Source organism: Pseudoalteromonas sp. MM1 (assembly GCF_030296835.1).
Lineage (GTDB): Bacteria > Pseudomonadota > Gammaproteobacteria > Enterobacterales > Alteromonadaceae > Pseudoalteromonas.
Genome location: NZ_AP027922.1, coordinates 2,351,848 through 2,372,170 on the forward strand (window position 1 = coordinate 2,351,848; position 20,323 = coordinate 2,372,170).

The following is a 20,323-nucleotide window of genomic DNA, read 5'->3' on the forward strand; positions in this document are numbered from 1 at the left end:
AAATGATTAAGTATTATTGCGAATTGGTATAAGTTGCGGTATGCGCCGTTTTATACACTAACGCCTTTAAGCTTTTATTGCTGTCTACTTCTACAAAACGGGCCGTGGGTGCAAGGCGCTCAACAAATTCTATTGCGCCTTGGGTGTGCTCGTTTATTAAAGCTTTAAACGCATCTTCGCTAAGCTCTGGGCTATTTGCGCATAATAAAAGCTGTGTGGTATCGCACAGTAGTTCGGGTAATCTGCGCAGCACCTTTTGATAATCTTTAGTTAGAATAAAGCTGCCCTTTTGAAAGCTTGGCGGGTCTACAATAATTAAATCAAACGGCGCTGCTTTTTTTAATTTACCAAACGACTTTAAAATATCGTGCGGTAAAAAACTAACTCCGCGTTCAAAACCATTGAGCTGGTGATTTTGCTTACCAACTTTAAGTACGCCTTTGCTCATATCCATATTCATTACGTGATCAGCCCCGCCTTGCATTGCCGCAAGTGAAAACCCACACGTGTACGAAAACAAATTAAGTACTTTTGCATGTTTACTATTGGCAGAGACAAACTCTCGCCCACTTCGCATATCGGGGAATATTCCGGTGTTTTGGCGGCTTGTTAAATCCACTAAAAAACCAATGCCGTTTTCCTTTACCACATGTGGTGAAGGAAGATTACCATGCACTAAACGATTACTACTTTGCACACCCGCGCGCTGTTGATACACAAGTGCAGTAATAAGCTCAGGGTGATACTGCTGCGCCCATGCCCAAAGGGTACTGGTCAGTGTATTTAACGTAGCTTCGTCAATTTCATCGTACGAAATTAAAAATAAGCTTGGCGGATAAAAGTCTAAATTAATATGGCTTAGCGATGCCACGCTATGGCCGCGGCCATGAAATACGCGGCATAGTTCGTTTTGTAGTAATGGCGCATCTTCAAGCGCATTTATTAGGGGCGAAAAATCGGGTGTCATTTAGTTAATCAACTGTTGTTGTAGTTCGTGTATTTCGTCGCGTACCGAGGCGGCTTTTTCAAATTCAAGATCGCTGGCATAAGCATGCATTTTGCTTTCAAGCTGCTTAATTTGTGTGGCAATTTCTTTCGCACTGAGTATTTTTTTAGACTCTTTACGCACCAGCTTAAGATTATCTTGTGGTGCGGCTTCTTCGCCCACATCCATAATATCGGTGATCTTTTTAACCAAGGCTTGCGGCTCAATGCCGTGCTCAATATTAAAGGCGTGTTGTATTTCGCGGCGGCGCTGTGTTTCGCCAATCGCTTTTTCCATCGATTTAGTTACTTTATCGGCGTATAAAATGGCGCGTCCGTCGAGGTGACGTGCAGCACGACCAATGGTTTGAATAAGTGAACGTGCTGAGCGTAAAAAACCTTCTTTATCGGCATCTAAAATTGCAACGAGTGCCACTTCTGGCATGTCTAAGCCTTCTCGTAATAAGTTAATACCCACTAACACATCAAACACACCGGCGCGTAAATCACGAATTATTTCAACGCGCTCTACTGTGTCTATGTCTGAGTGCAGGTAACGTACTTTAACATTGTGCTCGCTTAAGTAATCGGTTAAATCCTCAGACATGCGCTTGGTAAGCGTAGTTACCAGTACACGCTCACCTTTTTCTACACATTTATAAATTTCTGAGAGTAAATCATCTACTTGAGTGCTTACAGGGCGTATTTCTATTTCTGGGTCTAACAGGCCGGTTGGGCGTATAACTTGCTCTGCTACTTCGCCTGCGCTGCGCTCTAATTCAAAATCACCCGGCGTTGCCGATACATAAATCGTTTGCGGTGCTATGGCTTCAAACTCTTCAAAGCGTAATGGGCGGTTATCCATCGCCGATGGCATTCTAAAGCCATATTCAACTAGGTTTTCTTTTCGGCTTCTATCGCCTTTATACATGGCACCAATTTGCGATACGGTGACGTGCGATTCATCGATTATCATCAATGCATCATCAGGAAGATAATCTAGTAATGTGGGTGGCGGATCGCCCGGTGTACGCCCCGATAAATAACGGCTGTAGTTTTCTATGCCCGAGCAATAACCAAGCTCGGTCATCATTTCTATGTCGTATTGTGTACGCTGCGCTATGCGCTGCTCTTCTACTAATTTATTGGCACTTAATAATTGTGCTCTACGTTCTTTAAGCTCGGCTTTTATTTTTTCTATGGCATCAAGAATTTTTTCGCGTGGCGTTACATAGTGCGTTTTAGGGTAAATAGTGGCACGTACTATGTGTTTTTCTACCGCACCGGTAAGCGGATCAAAAATACTAAGGCGCTCTATTTCGTCATCAAACATTTCTACGCGTACTGCATAGGTATCTGACTCGGCAGGAAATATATCAACAACTTCGCCACGTACACGGTAAGTACCACGGCTAAAGTCAATGTCGTTACGGGTATATTGCAGCTCAGCTAAGCGGCGCAGCATATCGCGTTGGTCGACCTGTTCGCCTACTTTTAAAAGCAGCATCATTTTCATGTATGAGTCGGGGTCGCCTAATCCATAAATAGCCGACACAGAGGCCACTATTATGGTATCGCGGCGCTCAAGCAAAGCCTTAGTAGCACTTAAACGCATTTGCTCTATGTGCTCATTAATAGAGGCGTCTTTTTCTATGAATGTATCGCTGGCGACCACGTAGGCTTCTGGCTGGTAGTAATCGTAGTAAGATACAAAATACTCAACTGCATTATTAGGAAAAAACTCTTTCATTTCTCCATACAACTGCGCGGCTAGCGTTTTATTATGCGCCATTATTATTGTAGGGCGATTTAAATCGCTGATAATATTGGCCATAGTAAACGTTTTACCTGTGCCTGTGGCACCGAGTAAGGTTTGATGCGCAAGCCCGGCTTCCAAGCCTTCTTCAAGCTGTTTAATCGCTGTGGGCTGATCGCCCGCGGGTTTAAATTGTGACTTTAGCTCAAAGTGATCATTCATTTATTTACTCCGTTACCGTGTTACTGCATATTGCATCTAGCTCTTTTACAAACCATTTGTACGCGACTAACCCTGTGAATACATTACCGATTGCAGCGCCAATAAATAAACCAATTAAACCACCTAGCATACTGCCTATATAAGCAAAAGGCAGGTAAAACACAAACAAACGAATAACACTTAAAAACAATGCATTCATAGGTTTGTGTAAAGCATTAAACGATGAATTTGATAAAATGATCACCCCTTGAAAGCCATAACTTAGCGGTATGGTGTATATAAAGAGCTTAATAACATCGATTACAGCTTGTTCTTTACCAAATAATTGGCTTATTACCCCCGACAGTGCAATGAGTAAAATATAAATAGCAAATTGCCATATCATCACAAATTTTAACGTACCAATGTATGCCTCTTTTACGCGGCCTAATTTACCCGCCCCAAAGTTTTGGCTAACAAAAGGAGGCAATGTCATCGATAAGGCCAGCACTAAAATACTGGCAATTGATTCAATACGGCTGCCTACACCAAAAGCGGCAACCGCTTCGGGTCCATGATTAGCAACGAGTGCGGTCATTACAGCCATTGCCACTGGGGTAAGCATGTTAGCCCCCGCTGCGGGTAAGCCTATTTTAAGTACTTTTTTAATTGCACTTGCCGCAGTTTGATTACCGGCTTTTAAGCTTAATAACCGCTTTTTAACTGCCAGCACATACAAAATAATAATAACCGCTACGCCCCAGGCAATAACACTGGCAATAGCGGCACCTTGAATGCCTAATGCCGGCACTGGGCCCCAGCCAAAGATTAATATAGGATCGAGTATGGCATTAATAAGCCCTGCTCCACCCATTACTATGCTGGGTGTTGTAGTATCGCCACTGGCTCGTAATACCGAATTACCTATCATGGGGGTGATTAAAAACACACTGCCAATAAACCAAATATTCATATACTCATGGATAAGTGGCAGCACTAATTGTCCGGCCCCTAATAAAGTGAATATTGGGTCTATTAGTAAATATCCAACAAACGAAAGTAAAATAACTAATAGAAGCGCCACAATAAGCGACACACTGGCATCAAAACGCGCCTCTTCTATTTTATTACTGCCTAAGGCTTTAGCTATAACCGCTGATGTGCCAATACCTAAGCCTATGGCTAGGCTTATTACCGTAAAAGTGACCGGAAACGTAAAGCTTACCGCCGCAAGGGGCTCTGTGCCCAACATACTGATAAAAAATGTATCAACTATATTGAACATCATCAGCGTGACCATGCCAAATATCATCGGGATGGTCATTTTTTTCAATGTAGGCAAGATGGGATCGTTAAGTAAATCTGGGCGTGATTGAGAATGTGAAGTTTCGCGCATGGAATAAATTAGCCTCTATTACTGAGCGAGCCATTTTAAAGCATCATAGCAATTCAAGCCACGGATTTATCAATGGATTTAACACTGATAATAAAACAACAGTCATAAAAATAACTAAAGTTGAATTTTTAAGCATTTGTGCACAAATAAGCCTTTAGTGAGCTAAAAAACAATAAGTGAACATTTATATTACTTTTTTAACATTTAACCTTGCAAATTCGCTGAATTTTTACACAGCACAATATTAATCCTTATCGTAACGAATTAATTTATTCATCGTTGTTGGGTAGTTCAGCATGCATTTATAACTCTATGTTTTTTATAGCAATAAAAAAATCGTTTTAAAAGCTTGAAATCGTTGTAGCGCCCTAAAACTCTGGTCGGGGCACTGTTCTTAAAGTTTCATAAACAGAGTTATCCACAGAAACCGTGGATAACTCAGCTCAGCCCGCATTTATAAAGGCTTGCGCGCTGGCTTAAAATAAGCTCAGGTCCAACCTTTGCTCAAAACTAAAGTTAAAAACTTATCAATGCTTGCAAACAAAAAATTAAGCTAAGCCAAATCTTCGTGCCTAATGCAGATACAAGTGACTTGATAAGTTAAGGTAAATATTTAGCAACTTATTGATTGTTTTGTTTTTGTGCAGCTTTTTAAAATAAAGTTCCCAGCCAAGGCTTTGCTAGTTTAGCCCTCCTTAAATGCCGTATTACGAAAAAACTGCCCTACTGGATTTTTCAAAAATATCTGCTAGTGAAATTTATTCTTTATTTTATGACGATAAGGTTAAACACAAATTTACTGATTTAACGGAGTAAATATTGCCTCAAGCGGATTTTTTACACATAAATTAAACAATGGCTGTTTTATGTTCGCTGCTTTTTTTGTATTGGTGCAAGTTTAAATAGAGAATTATTACCGTGTTTTGCTTAAATAGAGTTATAAAATGCGCAGATCGAACATAAAAACAACGAATAAACTTCTTTTTTAAATTTATGACTTTTATATGTTGACACTTTGCACCTCCATCATTAATATTTCGCCCCGTTGAAAGGCATGACGCTTCCCCCTTAGCTCAGTTGGTTAGAGCGACGGACTGTTAATCCGCAGGTCCCCCGTTCGAGTCGGGGAGGGGGAGCCAAGTTTTTCAATCATAAACGATTCCCCCTTAGCTCAGTTGGTTAGAGCGACGGACTGTTAATCCGCAGGTCCCCCGTTCGAGTCGGGGAGGGGGAGCCAAGTTTATGTTTATGATGTAGTTCCCCCTTAGCTCAGTTGGTTAGAGCGACGGACTGTTAATCCGCAGGTCCCCCGTTCGAGTCGGGGAGGGGGAGCCAAATCATAAAATCATATCTCAATTTGTTCCCCCTTAGCTCAGTTGGTTAGAGCGACGGACTGTTAATCCGCAGGTCCCCCGTTCGAGTCGGGGAGGGGGAGCCAATCATAAGAATTTCATAGACATTTCAGTAATTTTCCACTACTCTTCTGCTTTATAACTAAAACATAATTTCTATTCTAATGTGTTGCTATTAGTTGAATGATCAAGGACCTGATTCCTTTCCTTTTGAACTATTAAAAGATTGATAACATGGCTGGCTTTAAAAAACTTATTTTTATACAAATCCTGTCTTGGCTTGTATGTGTTGCGGCTGGAAGCTACTTCATTTCTGTAAGCTTTAATAATGCAGTAAGTGAAGCGCAAACGTCAGCACAAACCAGTGTAACACGCTACATTAACAGTTTAACTAGCGAAGAGCTTTCGCCTGAAAGTATAAAAAAAGCGATTGGCGATGGTAAAACATTTTCAAGCTTTATACTAAGAGACTACCAAGGGGCTGAAGTATTTTCAGTTAACTCCCCTGCCCAGCTCCCCATGTTTGCTGAATTTATTCAATCTAGCTTTAATTCGGTTCGTCCTCAGTTTGCCGTTAACGACGCCGCAGATATAAAAGTAGAATTTACACTCAACATTGAACGTTTAGCGCAGCAACTACAAACCTCGTTATTTATAGTTATATTTATTTCTGCTTTTTTAGTGATTATCCCAATCATATTAATGAAATCTATTTTTCATAGCTTAAATAAAAATATCAGCATGACCGTTGCCGATGTAATAGACATTTACATTAACCAAAATCAAATTGGCGACGACCTAGATACCGCGCTTGATGCCAGTAAAATGAAAAAACTAGGTAAAGATTTAGTCCCTAGCTTTAATCGCCTTTCGCATTTTTTAAAAAATAAAAATGATGATATTCAAAACGCTGCCCTCAGCATTAAGCAAGAAGCCTATAAAGATGTTATTACCGAATTAGGTAACCGTAATATGTTTGTTGAATATTACGAAAAGCACATCGAAAACAGTGAGCGCAGTACCTTTGGCTCGCTAGCGCTTGTACGCTGTAGTGAGCTGCAATCAATAAATCAAAGTCGTGGCTATCAAAAAGGTGATGACTACGTTAAAGGTGTGGCGGATATAATTAAGCATATAAGCGGCACTTACACCGGCAGCCAAGTATTTAGGCTAAATAGCTCAGACTTTGCCATAGTATTACCTAATACCCCTCTTAAAGAAGCAGAGCGTTTTGGTGAAAACCTGCAATCGCGCTTTACTCAATACCAGCAAAATCAGGAGCTCAGCTCTGTGGCTAATACGGGTATTGTAGGCTACGAAAAAGGCAAACCGCTGGGCGAGCTATTATCGGTTGTAGATAACGCAATGAGTATGGCGCAATCTAAGCAAGTAAATGCATGGCATGTGCAGCGCGAAACCGATTTAGTTAATAATGTAAGTGCTGGGTTTGGTAACCAAAACTGGCGTAAAGTGATTAACGAAGTAATTGAATCAAAACGTGTTCACTTAGTAATGCAAAATATTATGCCGCTGGGTAAAAGTATTAAGGCTTATGCAGAGATACAAGTACGTTTTAAGACCGAAGATAACCAAGTGCTTCCTACGGCCTCATTTTTAGCTATGGCCGAAAAGCTCGACATGGCCATAGAAATTGACCGCTTAATTATTGACTCGTCACTTGAAAAAATTAAAAGCCGCAACCTGTCTGAAAAGTTTTTTGGCCTGAATGTAACCGCCTCAAGCGCCCATAACGACCAATTTGTTATTTGGTTAGAACGCCGCTTATTAAAAGATACACATATAGCCTCTAAATTAGTATTTGAAGTAAGTGAGTTTGGCCTACAGCAAAATATTAAAGCCAGTAAACGCTTTATTGATATGGTGCATCGTGTAGGGGCCCGCGTAACGGTTGAACGCTTTGGTGTAGGATTAACTTCGTTTAAGTTTTTCCGTGATTTAAAACCCGACTTTATTAAAATGGATGCAAGTTACACCCGCGGCCTAGAAGATGATAAAAACAATCAATACTTTATGCGCCTAATGGTTGATTTAGCCCACCGCATTGGTGTGAGTGTGTTTGCAGAGGGCGTTGAAAGCCAAGAAGAAAAACACATAGTAGAAACGCTTTGCCTAGACGGCGTACAAGGTTATTACATAGAAAAACCTAAAGATATTTAGCACCAACCCTTAATTAAAGTAAAAAAGAGCACATGTGCTCTTTTTTGCGTTTAGCTGTTTAATTTTCGCTTACTTTAAAATCACATAAATTTTACAGCTTTGTGATCGCTTAATTATTTTACCCTGTTTATTTAACTGATAACGACTCGCATATGTTGTTTATCGGGGCAGAAAAAAGGATAATACACAGGATTTTAATAGCGCGAGGCACACATGACAGAATATGTCTTGTTATTGATTGGAACCGTTCTAGTTAATAACTTTGTATTAGTACAATTTTTAGGCTTATGTCCATTTATGGGTGTATCAGGCAAGCTTGATACCGCAATTGGCATGTCTTTAGCAACCACATTTGTGCTTACTCTTGCCTCTGTTACAAGCTATTTAGTTAATCAATATATTTTAGCACCGCTAGATATCGAATTTTTACGCACCATGAGCTTTATTTTAGTAATTGCTGTAGTTGTGCAATTTACCGAAATGGTTGTGCGTAAAACAAGCCCGACTTTATACCGGTTACTGGGTATATTTTTACCGCTGATCACCACTAACTGTGCGGTATTAGGTGTTGCGCTTCTTAACATAAAAGAAGATCACACCTTTTTACAATCGGCCGTGTATGGTTTTGGCGCAGCTGTTGGCTTTTCATTAGTACTTGTATTATTTGCAGCGCTGCGCGAACGCCTTGCTGCTGCAGATGTTCCTACCCCGTTTAAAGGCGCCTCAATAGCCATGATCACCGCCGGCTTAATGTCGATGGCGTTTATGGGTTTTACCGGATTAGTGAAGTTTTAATATGACCTTAATATATGCCTTGATAGCGCTTGGCTCGCTAGCGCTTGTTTTTGGACTTATTTTAGGCTTTGCAGCTATTCGCTTTCGTGTAGAAGGCGACCCAATTGTTGAGCAAATAGATACCATTTTACCGCAAACCCAGTGTGGCCAGTGTGGCTACCCAGGCTGTCGTCCCTACGCTGAGGCAATTGCCAACGGGGATGAAATTAATAAATGCCCTCCAGGCGGTGAAGCAACGGTTAAAAAACTGGCCGATTTAATGGGCGTTGAGCCTAAACCGCTTGCCGGTGGTGAGCAAGCAGAGCCGATAAAAACAGTGGCCTATATTCGCGAAGACGAGTGCATAGGCTGTACTAAGTGTATTCAGGCATGCCCTGTGGATGCCATTGTTGGTGCTACACGCCAAATGCACACTGTATTAATAGAAGAATGTACCGGCTGCGATTTATGTGTAGAGCCCTGCCCTGTAGATTGCATTGATATGCTGCCTGTAGCCGAAACAAAACAAAACTGGAAATGGCAACTTGATGCTATTCCTGTCACGCAAATAGATTAGAGGTTTGAGTGGAAAAGTTACTTGAACAAATTAAAAAAGGCACTGTTTGGGCATTCCCAGGCGGCGTGCATCCACCACAACAAAAAACACTCTCTAACAGTGCGCGTATTGCTAGGCTCCCTCTACCTGATAAATTAGTTGTACCAATTAAACAGCACATTGGTGCTAACGGTAAATTAATTGTAGAAAAAGGCCAACAGGTATTAAAAGGCCAAGCACTTACCGTGCCCGTTGCGAATTGGTCTGTGCCTGTACATGCGCCCAGCTCTGGTACCATAACAGATATTGCCTCTATGCCTTCGGCGCATCCATCGGCTTTACCTGAGCTAAGTATTATTATTGAGCCTGATGGCAAGGATCAATGGTGCGAACTGACTCCTCCCCCTAACCCAAGTGAGCTTAGCCACGATGAATTAGTCGATATAATTCATCAAGCAGGTATAAGTGGTATGGGTGGAGCAGGCTTTCCTACTTATGTAAAAGCCGATATAAAACAACCTATTGAGTTTTTAATTGTTAATGCTGTTGAGTGCGAACCATACATAACAGCCGATGATGTGTTAATGCGTGAACATGCCAAGCAAGTAGTGCAAGGCATTGAGCTAATGCAACAAATTTTAAACCCGACACTGTGTATTGTTGGCATTGAAGATAATAAGCCCGAAGCCATAGCGGCTATGAAAAGTGCCGCAGAGCACAAAACCAATATTGTTATTCAAACAGTCCCTACTGTTTATCCATCAGGTGGCGAAAAACAATTAATTAAATTACTTACAAACCGTGAAGTACCTAGTGGCGGTATTCCGGCCGATATTGGTATTTTAGTGCACAACACAGGAACTTTGTTTGCTGTGCAGCAGGCAGTATACGAAGGTAAACCGCTTATTGAACGCGTTGTTACAGTAACAGGCAACACCATTCATAATGCGGGTAATGTATGGGCATTATTAGGCACTGAAGTTAAACACCTACTTGATTGCCAAGGTTTTTCACCCGTACCACAGCAGCGCGTTGTCATGGGCGGGCCAATGATGGGCTTTACCTTGCCTACTGTTCGTATTGGTGTAATTAAAACCACCAACTGTATTTTAGCCCCCGATCATAAAGAGCTGGCAGAACCAGGCCCCGAAAAAGCCTGTATACGTTGTAGTGCCTGTGCAGATGCCTGCCCTGCTTCGTTATTACCACAGCAATTACAATGGTTTGCAAAATCAAAAGAATACGACAAATTACAAGAGCACAACTTATTTGATTGTATTGAATGTGGTGCGTGTGCATATGTATGCCCAAGCGAAATACCTCTGGTGCAATACTACCGCGTAGCAAAAGTAGAAATAAAAGAGCAGCAAGCCGAAAAAATTAAAGCCGATAGAGCAAAAGAGCGTTTTGACGCTCGTAAAGAGCGCCTAGAGCGCGAACAACAAGAACGTCAAAACCGCCATAAACGTAAACCGGCCGCTAAATCTGACGATGAAAAGCAAAAAGTAGCAGATGCACTCGCTCGTGTTAAAAATAAATCAGATAAAGGCGATGAAAAATCAGCTGTAGCCGCTGCAATTGCCCGCGCCAAAGCGAAAAAACAGCAAGGTGAAGAGCTAGAGCCAGATAACAGTGAAGTAGCTAAAGAGCGTGCACTACGTAAAGAAAAAGCGCGTAAATATAAAGAACAAAAAGCTGCCGAGAGCGAGTCATCATCAGCACCTGATGATAAAAAGTCAGCCGTAGCTGCTGCTATTGCCCGCGCTAAAGCGAAAAAAGCGGCGCAAGCTGAACAAAGCGCTGAGCCACAAAAAGATGAAGCTCCCGCTGATGATAAAAAGTCAGCCGTAGCTGCTGCTATTGCCCGTGCTAAAGCGAAAAAAGCAGCGCAAGCTGAGCAAAGCGCTGAGCCACAAAGCGATGAAGCACCCGCCCCAGCTGATGACAAAAAAGCAGCCGTAGCTGCGGCTATTGCTCGCGCTAAAGCTAAAAAAGCCGCTAAATCAGCTGAGCAAACCCAGCAATCAGCTGAACCAAATGCTGCTGAGCAAACAAGTAATGTTGAGCCTGAAAACTCGCAAGCAAGCCCTCCTGCTGATGACAAAAAAGCGGCCGTAGCTGCGGCTATTGCTCGCGCTAAAGCTAAAAAAGCCGCTAAATCAGCTGAGCAAACCCAGCAATCAGCTGAACCAAATGCTGCTGAGCAAACAAGTAATGTTGAGCCTGAAAACTCGCAAGCAAGCCCTCCTGCTGATGACAAAAAAGCGGCCGTAGCTGCGGCTATTGCCCGCGCTAAAGCTAAAAAAGCCGCTAAATCAGCTGAACCAAATGCTGCTGAGAAAACAAGTAATGTTGAGCCTGAAAACTCGCAAGAAAGCCCTCCCGCTGATGACAAAAAAGCGGCCGTAGCTGCGGCTATTGCCCGCGCTAAAGCTAAAAAAGCCGCTAAAGAAGCTGAGCAATCACAAGCAAGTAAACACAGCGCACCTGAACAAAGCAATGAGCCACAAACCAGCAACGGTTCAGACTCTGAGCAAACTGCAGCAGAGAAGAAAAAAGCCGCCGTGGCCGCCGCAATAGCGCGCGCCAAAGCTAAAAAGTTACAAAAAGAAGGAAATGATCAGTCATGAAATTAACCATGGCCAGTTCGCCGCACAACCATAGCCATAAGTCGTTAACGCGATTAATGCTAACCGTCATTGCTGCGTGTATTCCTGGGCTAATAGCGCAAGTGGTATTTTTTGGGACTGGCGTACTTATTCAGTTAGTACTGGCACTTGTTGCTGTGAGCGTATTTGAAGCAGCCATTATGTTAATGCGTAAACGCCCTGTTTGGCCTGCATTGAGTGATGGTAGTGCTTGGCTTACTGGTGTGCTGTTAGCACTGAGTATTCCGCCGCTGGCGCCTTGGTGGGTCATTATTATTGGCTGTTTATTTGCCATTGTGATTGTAAAGCAACTTTATGGTGGGCTTGGGTTTAACTTATTTAACCCAGCAATGGCCGCATACGTACTACTTTTAGTCTCGTTTCCGGTGCAAATGACCGCTTGGTTACCCGTTACTGATTTACTTAACGCCCCAATTGGCTTTATTGACCAATTACGCCTTATATTTACCGATTTTACCGCTCTGGGCTTTAGTGTTGATCAAGTCCGTGCCGGCGTTGATGGCCTCACCATGGCCACCCCGCTTGATACAGTTAAAACCGATGTAGCACATGGTCTAACTGTTAGCGAAAGCATGCAAAAACCGATTTTTTCGCAATGGGCTGGGCTTGGTTGGCTATGGGTTAACCTAGGCTTTTTAGGCGGTGGTTTATACCTATTAAAAGCTAAAATTATAAACTGGCATATTCCAGTAAGCTTTATAGGCTCACTAGCGCTGTGCAGTGCCATTGGCTATATTGCCGCACCTGGTACCGAGCCGGGTATGGTATTTCACCTATTAAGTGGCGCGACCATGATGGGCGCATTTTTTATTGCCACCGATCCTGTTTCGGCTGCAACCACCAATAAAGGGCGCTTAATTTATGGCGCGTTAATTGGCTTGTTGGTGTATTTAATTCGCACCTTTGGTGGTTTCCCTGATGCGGTAGCCTTTAGTGTATTATTAATTAATATTGCTGTACCGCTGATTGATTACTACACCCAACCTCGCACTTATGGCCACGGAGCAGTAAAATGATTATTTCATCAATGGCTAAAAATGGCGCGATATTAACAGCCTTTGCGCTGATAACAACAGGCTTAGTTGCCTCAATTGATGCCTTTACCGCCGATAAAATTGCCGAGCAAGAACGCCTGCAACTAACCTCACAATTACAAGAGGTATTAAACCCAAGCAGCTACGATAATCAGCTCAATACAAATTGCGTAATTATGAGTGACGAACAACTTGGCCCTTACCCTGAGCAAATTATTTACCGCGCTTATAAAAATCAGCAACCTGTAGCACTTGTAATCAGGCACATAACACCTAGTGGTTACAGTGGCGATATTAATTTATTAACCGCCGTACTTGCTGATGGCACCATTGCCGGCGTACGTACCACTAAGCACGAAGAAACGCCCGGCTTAGGCGATAAAGTAGAAGTTAAAAAGTCGCTGTGGATCACTACATTTAACGATTTAACGGTTCAAAGTGAAGACGATGCCCGTTGGGCGGTAAAAAAAGATGGCGGCCAGTTTGACCAATTTACCGGCGCTACAATTACTCCTCGCGCCGTGGTTGGCTCGGTAAAAAATGCCGTATTATTTGCAAAAACTAACTTTGACGCCATTTTTAAACAGCCTAATGCTTGCCAAGAGGTAACACAATGAGTGAGTTAAAAACCTTATACAAAGAAGGTGTATGGGCTAATAACCCCGCGCTAGTGCAGCTACTCGGTTTATGCCCGCTTTTAGCTGTTACATCAACTGTAACCAACGCACTTGGCCTAGGGTTAGCGACTTTATTAGTGTTAGTAGGCTCTAATATTACTGTTTCTGTTGTGCGTAATTGGGTACCTAAAGACATTCGTATTCCGGTATTTGTAATGATTATTGCAGGCTTTGTGACTATAGTTCAACTACTTATGAATGCGTACACCTTTGGTTTGTATCAATCATTAGGCATATTTATTCCACTAATAGTAACTAACTGCGCCATTATTGGCCGTGCAGAGGCGTATGCTTCTAAAAACCCTGTGCACCTGTCTGCATTCGATGGCCTGATGATGGGCTTAGGCTTTATGGCCGTACTATTAGTGCTAGGTGCAATGCGCGAACTTATAGGCCAAGGTACATTATTTGATGGCGCCGATTTGCTCCTTGGACCGTGGGCCCAAAGCCTACGCTTGGAAATATTTAGTTTTGATAGCCAGTTTTTACTCGCTATTTTACCACCCGGCGCCTTTTTAGGGCTTGGGCTGTTAATAGCAGCAAAAAATGTTATTGACGCACAAATAAAATCAAAACAGGTAACGCCACCAGAAGCCGAAAAAGGCCCACGCGCACGCGTTACTAGCTTAACTTAAGGGGAAAACGCATTAGCACTTTTAGCTAATGCGTTTTAAGTTGCATGAATAAAGAAAAACGTCACCAAATACTCTCGCGCTTGCGCGAACAAAACCCACATCCAGAAACCGAGCTTGAATACTCAAGCCCATTTGAGCTACTAGTAGCTGTTACGCTCTCTGCACAAGCCACCGATGTAGGGGTAAATAAAGCCACACGTAAATTATTTCCAGTAGCTAATACGCCACAAGCCATTTTAGATATAGGCCACGATGCACTTCGCGATTATATAAAAACCATTGGCTTATTTAATTCAAAAGCCGCAAACGTGTACAAAATGTGCCAAATATTGGTTGATCAACATAACGGCATTGTGCCCGAGAACCGCGAAGCGCTCGAAGCCCTACCCGGTGTTGGCCGAAAAACCGCAAATGTCGTACTCAACACCGCCTTTGGCTGGCCGACCATTGCCGTAGACACGCATATTTTTCGTGTTTCAAACCGCACCAAATTTGCGATGGGTAAAGATGTAGTTGCTGTTGAGCAAAAACTTGAAAAAGTGGTACCAAAAGAATTTAAAGTTGATGTGCACCATTGGTTAATACTACACGGGCGCTACACCTGCGTAGCACGTAAACCTAAGTGTGGCTCGTGTATAATAGAAGACTTGTGTGAGTTTAAAGAAAAAACGGACTAACCTTAAATAACAATATTTTGAGTATTTAAAAGTAAGACAGCTAATTAATTAGCTGTCTGTTGATTCTATACTATTTATAAATTGCGCCATATTTACTAAACGTTCACCAACAATGAGCTCAATGGTGCGTTTAACCCAAGGCGTGGCAATATTTGTGTAGTTTAGTTTAGCCAATACGCAGCCTATGGTAATTAAAAGTAGTAGTGATGACACGCTGTAAAACCAAACCATGTGTTGCTCTAGAAGTGCAAATAGATCAATTTTAAATAGCACATCAAACCCAATAAACACATAAGCCATATAAAAAGGAACTGACATAAGCAACAACTTAGTTAGTTGTAATTTATGTGAGCAAAGGCGATAAATGTCTTTTTGAACTTGGCTAATTGGTTTTGCATAATCAATATTAGCAATATGCACTATTTGGCCAATATTACCTGCAAGGCCAACAATGGCAAATATAGCCAAGATTAAAGCAGATATTACAGGCGCTGAAACACTAACGTTTTTTGCAATATACTGGCCCAATAAAGCAATAATAAAAAAGAAGGCTGCGCTTTCAATAATACGTGCCCACTTCATAGTATTAAGCTCTTTTATTTGTTTATTCGCTTTTGTTTCGCTCAGCAGTGATTGGTTTATTGTAATGGCCGATTCGTTAACACTATTTTGCTGCTGCCATGTGTTTTTAAAATTATCTAAATTCATTTTAAGCCCCCTGTTTTTCAAATTGATTTTTTAGTGTTTCTTTAATTCTGCCTATTCGCGTAGCGACATTGGTTTTACTTATGCCTAAACTCTTCGCAATGCTTTGATGGGATTCACCTTCTAAATACAGCAATACTATGGCTTTATTTAACTTATCGAGCTTTGCTATAAATTCATATAATTGCTTAACATCTTCGCTTCTATCGTCTTGTGCTGAATAATCCGCTATATGCACTATGCACTGCTCATTTGCATTGGCTTTATCTTCTCGTTTACTGTCTTTGCGGTAATAGGAAATTGCCACATTTAATGCTATTCGGTACATCCACGTAGAAAACTTATAGTCTTTGTTGTAGTTCTCATAAGCCAGCCACATAGTCGTGAGTATTTCTTGCGCTAGGTCTTGCCTGTCGTGTTGGTTTTGACAGTACGAGTTTACAACTTTATAAATAATGCCTTTATGCTGCTCCATTGTTTGAGCAAACAGTGCTTTTTTATTGGTGTTCATGTAGGCATAAATCCATCATTTAATTAATCTCATCACGTATTATTTCTAATGTATCTGTTTTTAAAAGCAACAGATGCAAAGTTGTGGCTAATGCAACACAGCCAGTACACATTTGTATAAACATTTTAGCTGCACGCTAACCCCCACATAATTTTCTTATCTAGTTATTCGCAATATCGCGGAAATAATCACAACTAATTAAAAAAATTATTGGAGAGAGTAATAAGCTAAGCAAAGGAGCAAAGCGTTAATTCTTTTTCTGCCTTGCTATTAAAAGTGAATAATAATTTAAGGAGGTTTCTGCGTTAGCGCTGTAAAAAACCACATAACTTCAAGGATGTATTTTGCAAAGTAATCATTCAAAATTTCAGCCAAATAAGTGGTCATTATTAAATTTAGCTGTTGCGCTTATACTGGCGGGTGCATTTTATTATTTGGGTCAATTTTTTGTTATTTCATTTGATTTCTAAGTCTAATTTGTTTTATTTCATTTTTAACCTTATAAATTTTAAAACATTGGAAAGCATATATTAACTATTTAAAAGCAATAGGAGATGAGATAGAGCGAGGCAGATTCTACTTAGGTGAACACATAGTATCGATTGTTCCTTACATGAACTTACAAATAACAGTTTATGCACGTATGGATGAATCAGCTTTATTAATCAAAAAAATTGTTATATTTCAATTAATCTAAAAATTTTTGCTCATTTGAAACAAATGAATATTTCGCACAGCCAATCGCGAAAGTAATATTAGCCGATAATAAAAACTTAGCTCCCACATCCTATATACTTTGGCCTGAAGAAATGGCGCTAACTCAAAGTAAAGCACATGGGTAAACGCCTTTGTTTACTTATCACGCCTTAAAGGTATTAAGCGTTACACTTTAAGACGATACTAAGATTTATAGCGGTTTAACTCTGATACTAGCTGCGTACTTTTAAATACCACCAAATTAAAGGCGCCAGTATCACTAATTCAATACCAACATTCAGCCACTGCTTTGCTACCGTTCCATCTAACATAATTCCTATAAGCCTTGCGATTAAAAGCCCTACGAGTAACGATGACAGTGTTGCAGCTATGGTAGCTTGCCAAGGTGCGAGCTGATGATGAAATTGCAGCAATAAGCCAAAACCAATAAATAATCCCCACCAAATTCTACGCTCTACAGCCTTAAAAATATCGCTAGGGACTGGCTTATTACTTATCAGCTCAGGGTTGGCAGCTAATACTATGCCAAAAATAATTAGCAGTGCACCAACAACCCTAAAAATAACTATATTATCCATGATTAATTCCTCAGGTTAGTTGTTTGATTAATCGCTTGCTCAACACGCGCCTTTGAGTGCCCTTTTTCTTGGCTCCACTGCTTTGGCGATTGCCCATACATACGTTTAAATTCTCTGCTAAATTGAGATGAGCTAACATAACCTACCGACATGGCCGCAGAGCTTACGTTCATACCCGTTGCAATTTTCATCGCGGCGGTATTTAAGCGCATAGATTTAACAAATTGAATAGGCGACATACTGGTCGCATCTTTAAATTTACGATGTAAAACCGCCCTACTTACGCCAATTTTTGCCGCCATATCGTCTATGGTTATGGTTTCATCTAATCGAGAGGCCAAATAATCAATTGAACGTGCTATGTCATTTCCTACGCCAAAGGCTTGGCGCACACTACTCCCTGCCTGTCCGTTTAATATGGCGTAATATAGTTCACGCAGTCGCCCTTCACCTAAAATCGCAATATCTACAGGGTTATTTACTAGTTGTAGCAACCGTAGTAATGAATCTGTAAAGGAGTCATCCCAAGCTGCGAGTGTGAGCCCTTGCTCTTTAGAGGCTGATGCGTATTTTTTTACACCTTCTGCAGCCATGGTAATAGATAATTCGGTCATCACTTTGGTATCTAGCGACACAATAACGCCTAGTAAAGGGTTATCAGGTGAGGCCGTGGGTGTACCCGCTTCTACCGGCATAGACATAGGGCAGCACATATAACTATTTTCATCGTAAATAAAATGCTTACCATCGAGTATGGCTTCTTTAGCGCCACTCACTATGGCAACAATACACGGCTCGTATACCGCAGGCGCACAGCGCATAGCGTGCGTTACTTTAAACAGCTGAACACCTTTAATACCCGTTTCTATTAGCCCTAGGGCATAATTTTCATCGCTGTTTACTTCGTTAAAAGACAGGTTGTTTTGTATAAGTTGTTTAATCTGGTGTTTGCTCATACACCAATACCCTTTAAATATAGAATAATTCTAATCTAGCACCGAAAATGCACATTCTCAATGCAGTGATACAAATAGGCATATTTTAAAGAGGATATCGCCTAGTTACACCCAGTATCGAGAGTTATATTACCTAACAAGCAATGTAGAACAATGCGCATAGCCCTGTACTACATATTTACACTTAACTATTGATAGGAATTTAACTAATGAGCGCAACTAACCCATTTGGCCCTTCTGGCTGGACTCCCGACCAACTCAGTTCTTTAGTCGGTAAATGCTATTTAATAACGGGAGCAAATACAGGCGCAGGCTTTGAAGCAACCCGACTATTACTCGCTAAAGGCGCAAAAGTAGTTATGCTCAATCGAAACCCTTTAAAATCAGATGAAGCTATAGCTAAGTTAAAACAGGAATTTGGCGATAGTACTGACGTGAGTTTTATAAAAATGGACTTAGCAGAGCTTGCCTCAGTGCGCCATGCAGCCAACGAGGTATTACACACTGTGCAACACATAGATGCACTTATTTGTAACGGTGCTATTGCGCAGGTCGCGACTCAGCAATTTACTAAAGACGGCTTTGAAAGTCAGTTAGGGGTTAACCACTATGGGCACTTTTTACTGTGTGGTTTACTTTTTAACAAAATAGAGCAATCAAACGGACGTATTGTTGTGGTTGCCAGTGAAGGTTACAAAATGGGGCTTAAAACGATTCAATTTGATGACATGAATTGGAATAAAAACTACCACCCAAACAAAACCTACTGCCACAGTAAACTTGCCCAAATGATGTTTGCCTATGAACTGCAAAGTAAAATAGCCGCCGCAAATAAAAATGTGCAAGTGTTTGTATGTCACCCAGGTGCCGCTAATACCTCTCTTATTGGCGATAATGTTAACTTTGCAACCCGATTTACCTGGTCACTAATAGTCAAAATGGGCTTAGCGCAATCGGCAGAGCAAGGTGCATACCCTGAGGTTATGTGTGCCACCGAGCATAACCTAAAACAGCGCGCTTATTATGGGCCATCAGGCAGGTGGAATTGGAGCGGCCCTGTAGGTGAATGCACCCTTGAATCATTTGCTTTAGAGCAGCCTGTGCTAAGCAAACTATGGGCAGTTACTGAGCAGCAAGTCGCTTTTAAATGGTCAATATAGTGTCGCAAATAGAGTGCGTATGCAGGGGGAAACGTAATAAAAATATATTCGCAAGCCACTTAATACTTCTGCTTTTACTAACGGGCTGTAAAAGTACCGATAGTGGCCCTGTACAGTACAAAGCCAATGATGAGCTAGTTGTACTTGCCCATGGCTTAGGTAGAAGCGATTGGGCAATGCGTTACTTTGCCCAACAGCTTAAGCGTGCTCGTTATAAAGTATGTAGCTTAGATTACGCCTCTATAGGGCAAAGCGTTAAAGCCGTGCTTTTACAAACTAATAAACAAATAAACGCCTGTATTTCTAATGCGAATAAAATACATTTTGTCGGCCATTCCCTAGGAGGCTTAATTATTAGAGCCTACTTGCAAAATAACAGCGTGGTTTTAAACAGCAATAAGCTAGGAAATGTTGTGTTAATTGGCACACCCAACAAAGGCAGCGAATTAGCTAATCATTTAAATGGTTCATGGTTATTGCATATAGCCGGCGGTGTAAGCCAAGCTCTCGTTACTGGTGATAACAGCCTAGGCAACACGATAGATGAGCTGGACATTAATGTAGGTGTAATAGCCGGTACTAAAGCATCCCCTCTTACACAAAGTTACTTTAACAGTGAAAACGATGGTTTGGTGTCTGTGGAATCAACCAAGCTTAATAATATGCGTGATTTTATTACCCTTGATGTTAGCCACACGGGAATGCGCTACAACCAACAAGTAATGCAACACACACTCAATTTTTTGCAAACTGGTGCATTTTTATCCCCTACACGAAGAACCAATACCCTTTATTAACCACTTAGCT

17 protein-coding genes and 4 tRNA genes are annotated in these 20,323 nt (G+C 41.4%); 14 read left to right on the top strand and 7 right to left on the bottom strand.

What is annotated here, in order from left to right:
• Positions 1 to 13 precede the first annotated feature (13 nt).
• From QUE46_RS10660 to QUE46_RS10670, 3 genes are read right to left on the bottom strand one after another with little or no spacing between them, the layout of a single operon-like run.
• A complete protein-coding gene (locus QUE46_RS10660) occupies positions 14 to 967 on the bottom strand; it encodes a class I SAM-dependent methyltransferase (protein WP_286244776.1) in 954 nt (317 codons plus the stop codon).
• A complete protein-coding gene (gene uvrB, locus QUE46_RS10665; protein WP_286244777.1) occupies positions 968 to 2,962 on the bottom strand; it encodes an excinuclease ABC subunit UvrB in 1,995 nt (664 codons plus the stop codon).
• A gap of 4 nt (positions 2,963 to 2,966) precedes the next feature.
• Positions 2,967 to 4,337 (bottom strand): MATE family efflux transporter, encoded by a 1,371-nt coding sequence (locus QUE46_RS10670; protein WP_286244778.1) that lies wholly within the window; start codon positions 4,335 to 4,337, stop codon positions 2,967 to 2,969.
• A gap of 1,062 nt (positions 4,338 to 5,399) precedes the next feature.
• Here QUE46_RS10670 and QUE46_RS10675 point away from each other — a divergent pair.
• The 12 genes from QUE46_RS10675 (at position 5,400) to nth (ending at position 14,889) form a co-directional block, all read left to right on the top strand.
• Positions 5,400 to 5,476: transfer RNA gene (locus tag QUE46_RS10675), tRNA-Asn, on the top strand.
• Between the two features lie 21 nt (positions 5,477 to 5,497).
• Positions 5,498 to 5,574: transfer RNA gene (locus QUE46_RS10680), tRNA-Asn, on the top strand.
• 21 nt (positions 5,575 to 5,595) lie between these two features.
• Positions 5,596 to 5,672: transfer RNA gene (locus tag QUE46_RS10685), tRNA-Asn, on the top strand.
• Positions 5,673 to 5,698: 26 nt separating this feature from the next.
• Positions 5,699 to 5,775: transfer RNA gene (locus tag QUE46_RS10690), tRNA-Asn, on the top strand.
• Between the two features lie 148 nt (positions 5,776 to 5,923).
• The gene (locus QUE46_RS10695; RefSeq protein WP_286244779.1) at positions 5,924 to 7,867 is read left to right on the top strand and encodes an EAL domain-containing protein; all 1,944 of its coding nucleotides are present in this window, start codon (positions 5,924 to 5,926) and stop codon (positions 7,865 to 7,867) included.
• A 213-nt stretch (positions 7,868 to 8,080) separates the two neighbouring features.
• Complete coding sequence (gene rsxA / locus QUE46_RS10700) at positions 8,081 to 8,662, top strand: electron transport complex subunit RsxA (RefSeq protein ID WP_004589478.1); 582 nt, start codon at positions 8,081 to 8,083, stop codon at positions 8,660 to 8,662.
• 1 nt (position 8,663) lies between these two features.
• Entirely contained in the window at positions 8,664 to 9,218 is a 555-nt protein-coding gene (gene rsxB / locus QUE46_RS10705) for an electron transport complex subunit RsxB (protein WP_286244780.1), read from the top strand.
• 8 nt (positions 9,219 to 9,226) lie between these two features.
• The gene (gene rsxC, locus QUE46_RS10710; protein ID WP_286244781.1) at positions 9,227 to 11,827 is read left to right on the top strand and encodes an electron transport complex subunit RsxC; all 2,601 of its coding nucleotides are present in this window, start codon (positions 9,227 to 9,229) and stop codon (positions 11,825 to 11,827) included.
• Entirely contained in the window at positions 11,824 to 12,882 is a 1,059-nt protein-coding gene (gene rsxD / locus QUE46_RS10715; protein WP_286244782.1) for an electron transport complex subunit RsxD, read from the top strand. Before rsxC ends, rsxD begins: the two co-directional genes overlap by 4 nt.
• Positions 12,879 to 13,517, top strand: a complete 639-nt coding sequence (rsxG, locus tag QUE46_RS10720) for an electron transport complex subunit RsxG (RefSeq protein WP_286244783.1) — start codon at positions 12,879 to 12,881, stop codon at positions 13,515 to 13,517. The genes rsxD and rsxG overlap by 4 nt, the downstream gene beginning before the upstream one ends.
• Entirely contained in the window at positions 13,514 to 14,212 is a 699-nt protein-coding gene (locus tag QUE46_RS10725) for an electron transport complex subunit E (protein WP_004589483.1), read from the top strand. The genes rsxG and QUE46_RS10725 overlap by 4 nt, the downstream gene beginning before the upstream one ends.
• A 44-nt stretch (positions 14,213 to 14,256) precedes the next feature.
• Positions 14,257 to 14,889, top strand: coding sequence for an endonuclease III (gene nth / locus QUE46_RS10730; RefSeq protein WP_024034131.1), 633 nt, complete (start codon positions 14,257 to 14,259; stop codon positions 14,887 to 14,889).
• 48 nt (positions 14,890 to 14,937) lie between these two features.
• On the opposite strand, the gene QUE46_RS10735 is transcribed toward nth, so the two are convergent.
• The 4 genes from QUE46_RS10735 to QUE46_RS10750 form a co-directional block, all read right to left on the bottom strand.
• Positions 14,938 to 15,597 carry a hypothetical protein gene (locus tag QUE46_RS10735; RefSeq protein WP_286244784.1) on the bottom strand — a complete coding sequence of 220 codons (660 nt, stop codon included), beginning with the start codon at positions 15,595 to 15,597 and terminating at the stop codon, positions 14,938 to 14,940.
• A gap of 1 nt (position 15,598) precedes the next feature.
• The gene (locus QUE46_RS10740) at positions 15,599 to 16,105 is read right to left on the bottom strand and encodes an RNA polymerase sigma factor (RefSeq protein ID WP_286244785.1); all 507 of its coding nucleotides are present in this window, start codon (positions 16,103 to 16,105) and stop codon (positions 15,599 to 15,601) included.
• 929 nt (positions 16,106 to 17,034) lie between these two features.
• Complete coding sequence (locus QUE46_RS10745) at positions 17,035 to 17,400, bottom strand: DUF4345 family protein (protein WP_286244786.1); 366 nt, start codon at positions 17,398 to 17,400, stop codon at positions 17,035 to 17,037.
• 2 nt (positions 17,401 to 17,402) lie between these two features.
• The gene (locus tag QUE46_RS10750) at positions 17,403 to 18,356 is read right to left on the bottom strand and encodes an AraC family transcriptional regulator (RefSeq protein ID WP_286244787.1); all 954 of its coding nucleotides are present in this window, start codon (positions 18,354 to 18,356) and stop codon (positions 17,403 to 17,405) included.
• A gap of 209 nt (positions 18,357 to 18,565) precedes the next feature.
• Here QUE46_RS10750 and QUE46_RS10755 point away from each other — a divergent pair, with 209 nt between their 5' ends.
• Entirely contained in the window at positions 18,566 to 19,516 is a 951-nt protein-coding gene (locus QUE46_RS10755) for an SDR family oxidoreductase (RefSeq protein WP_286244788.1), read from the top strand.
• Positions 19,504 to 20,313, top strand: a complete 810-nt coding sequence (locus QUE46_RS10760) for an alpha/beta fold hydrolase (protein ID WP_286244789.1) — start codon at positions 19,504 to 19,506, stop codon at positions 20,311 to 20,313. The genes QUE46_RS10755 and QUE46_RS10760 overlap by 13 nt, the downstream gene beginning before the upstream one ends.
• Positions 20,314 to 20,323: the final 10 nt, after the last annotated feature.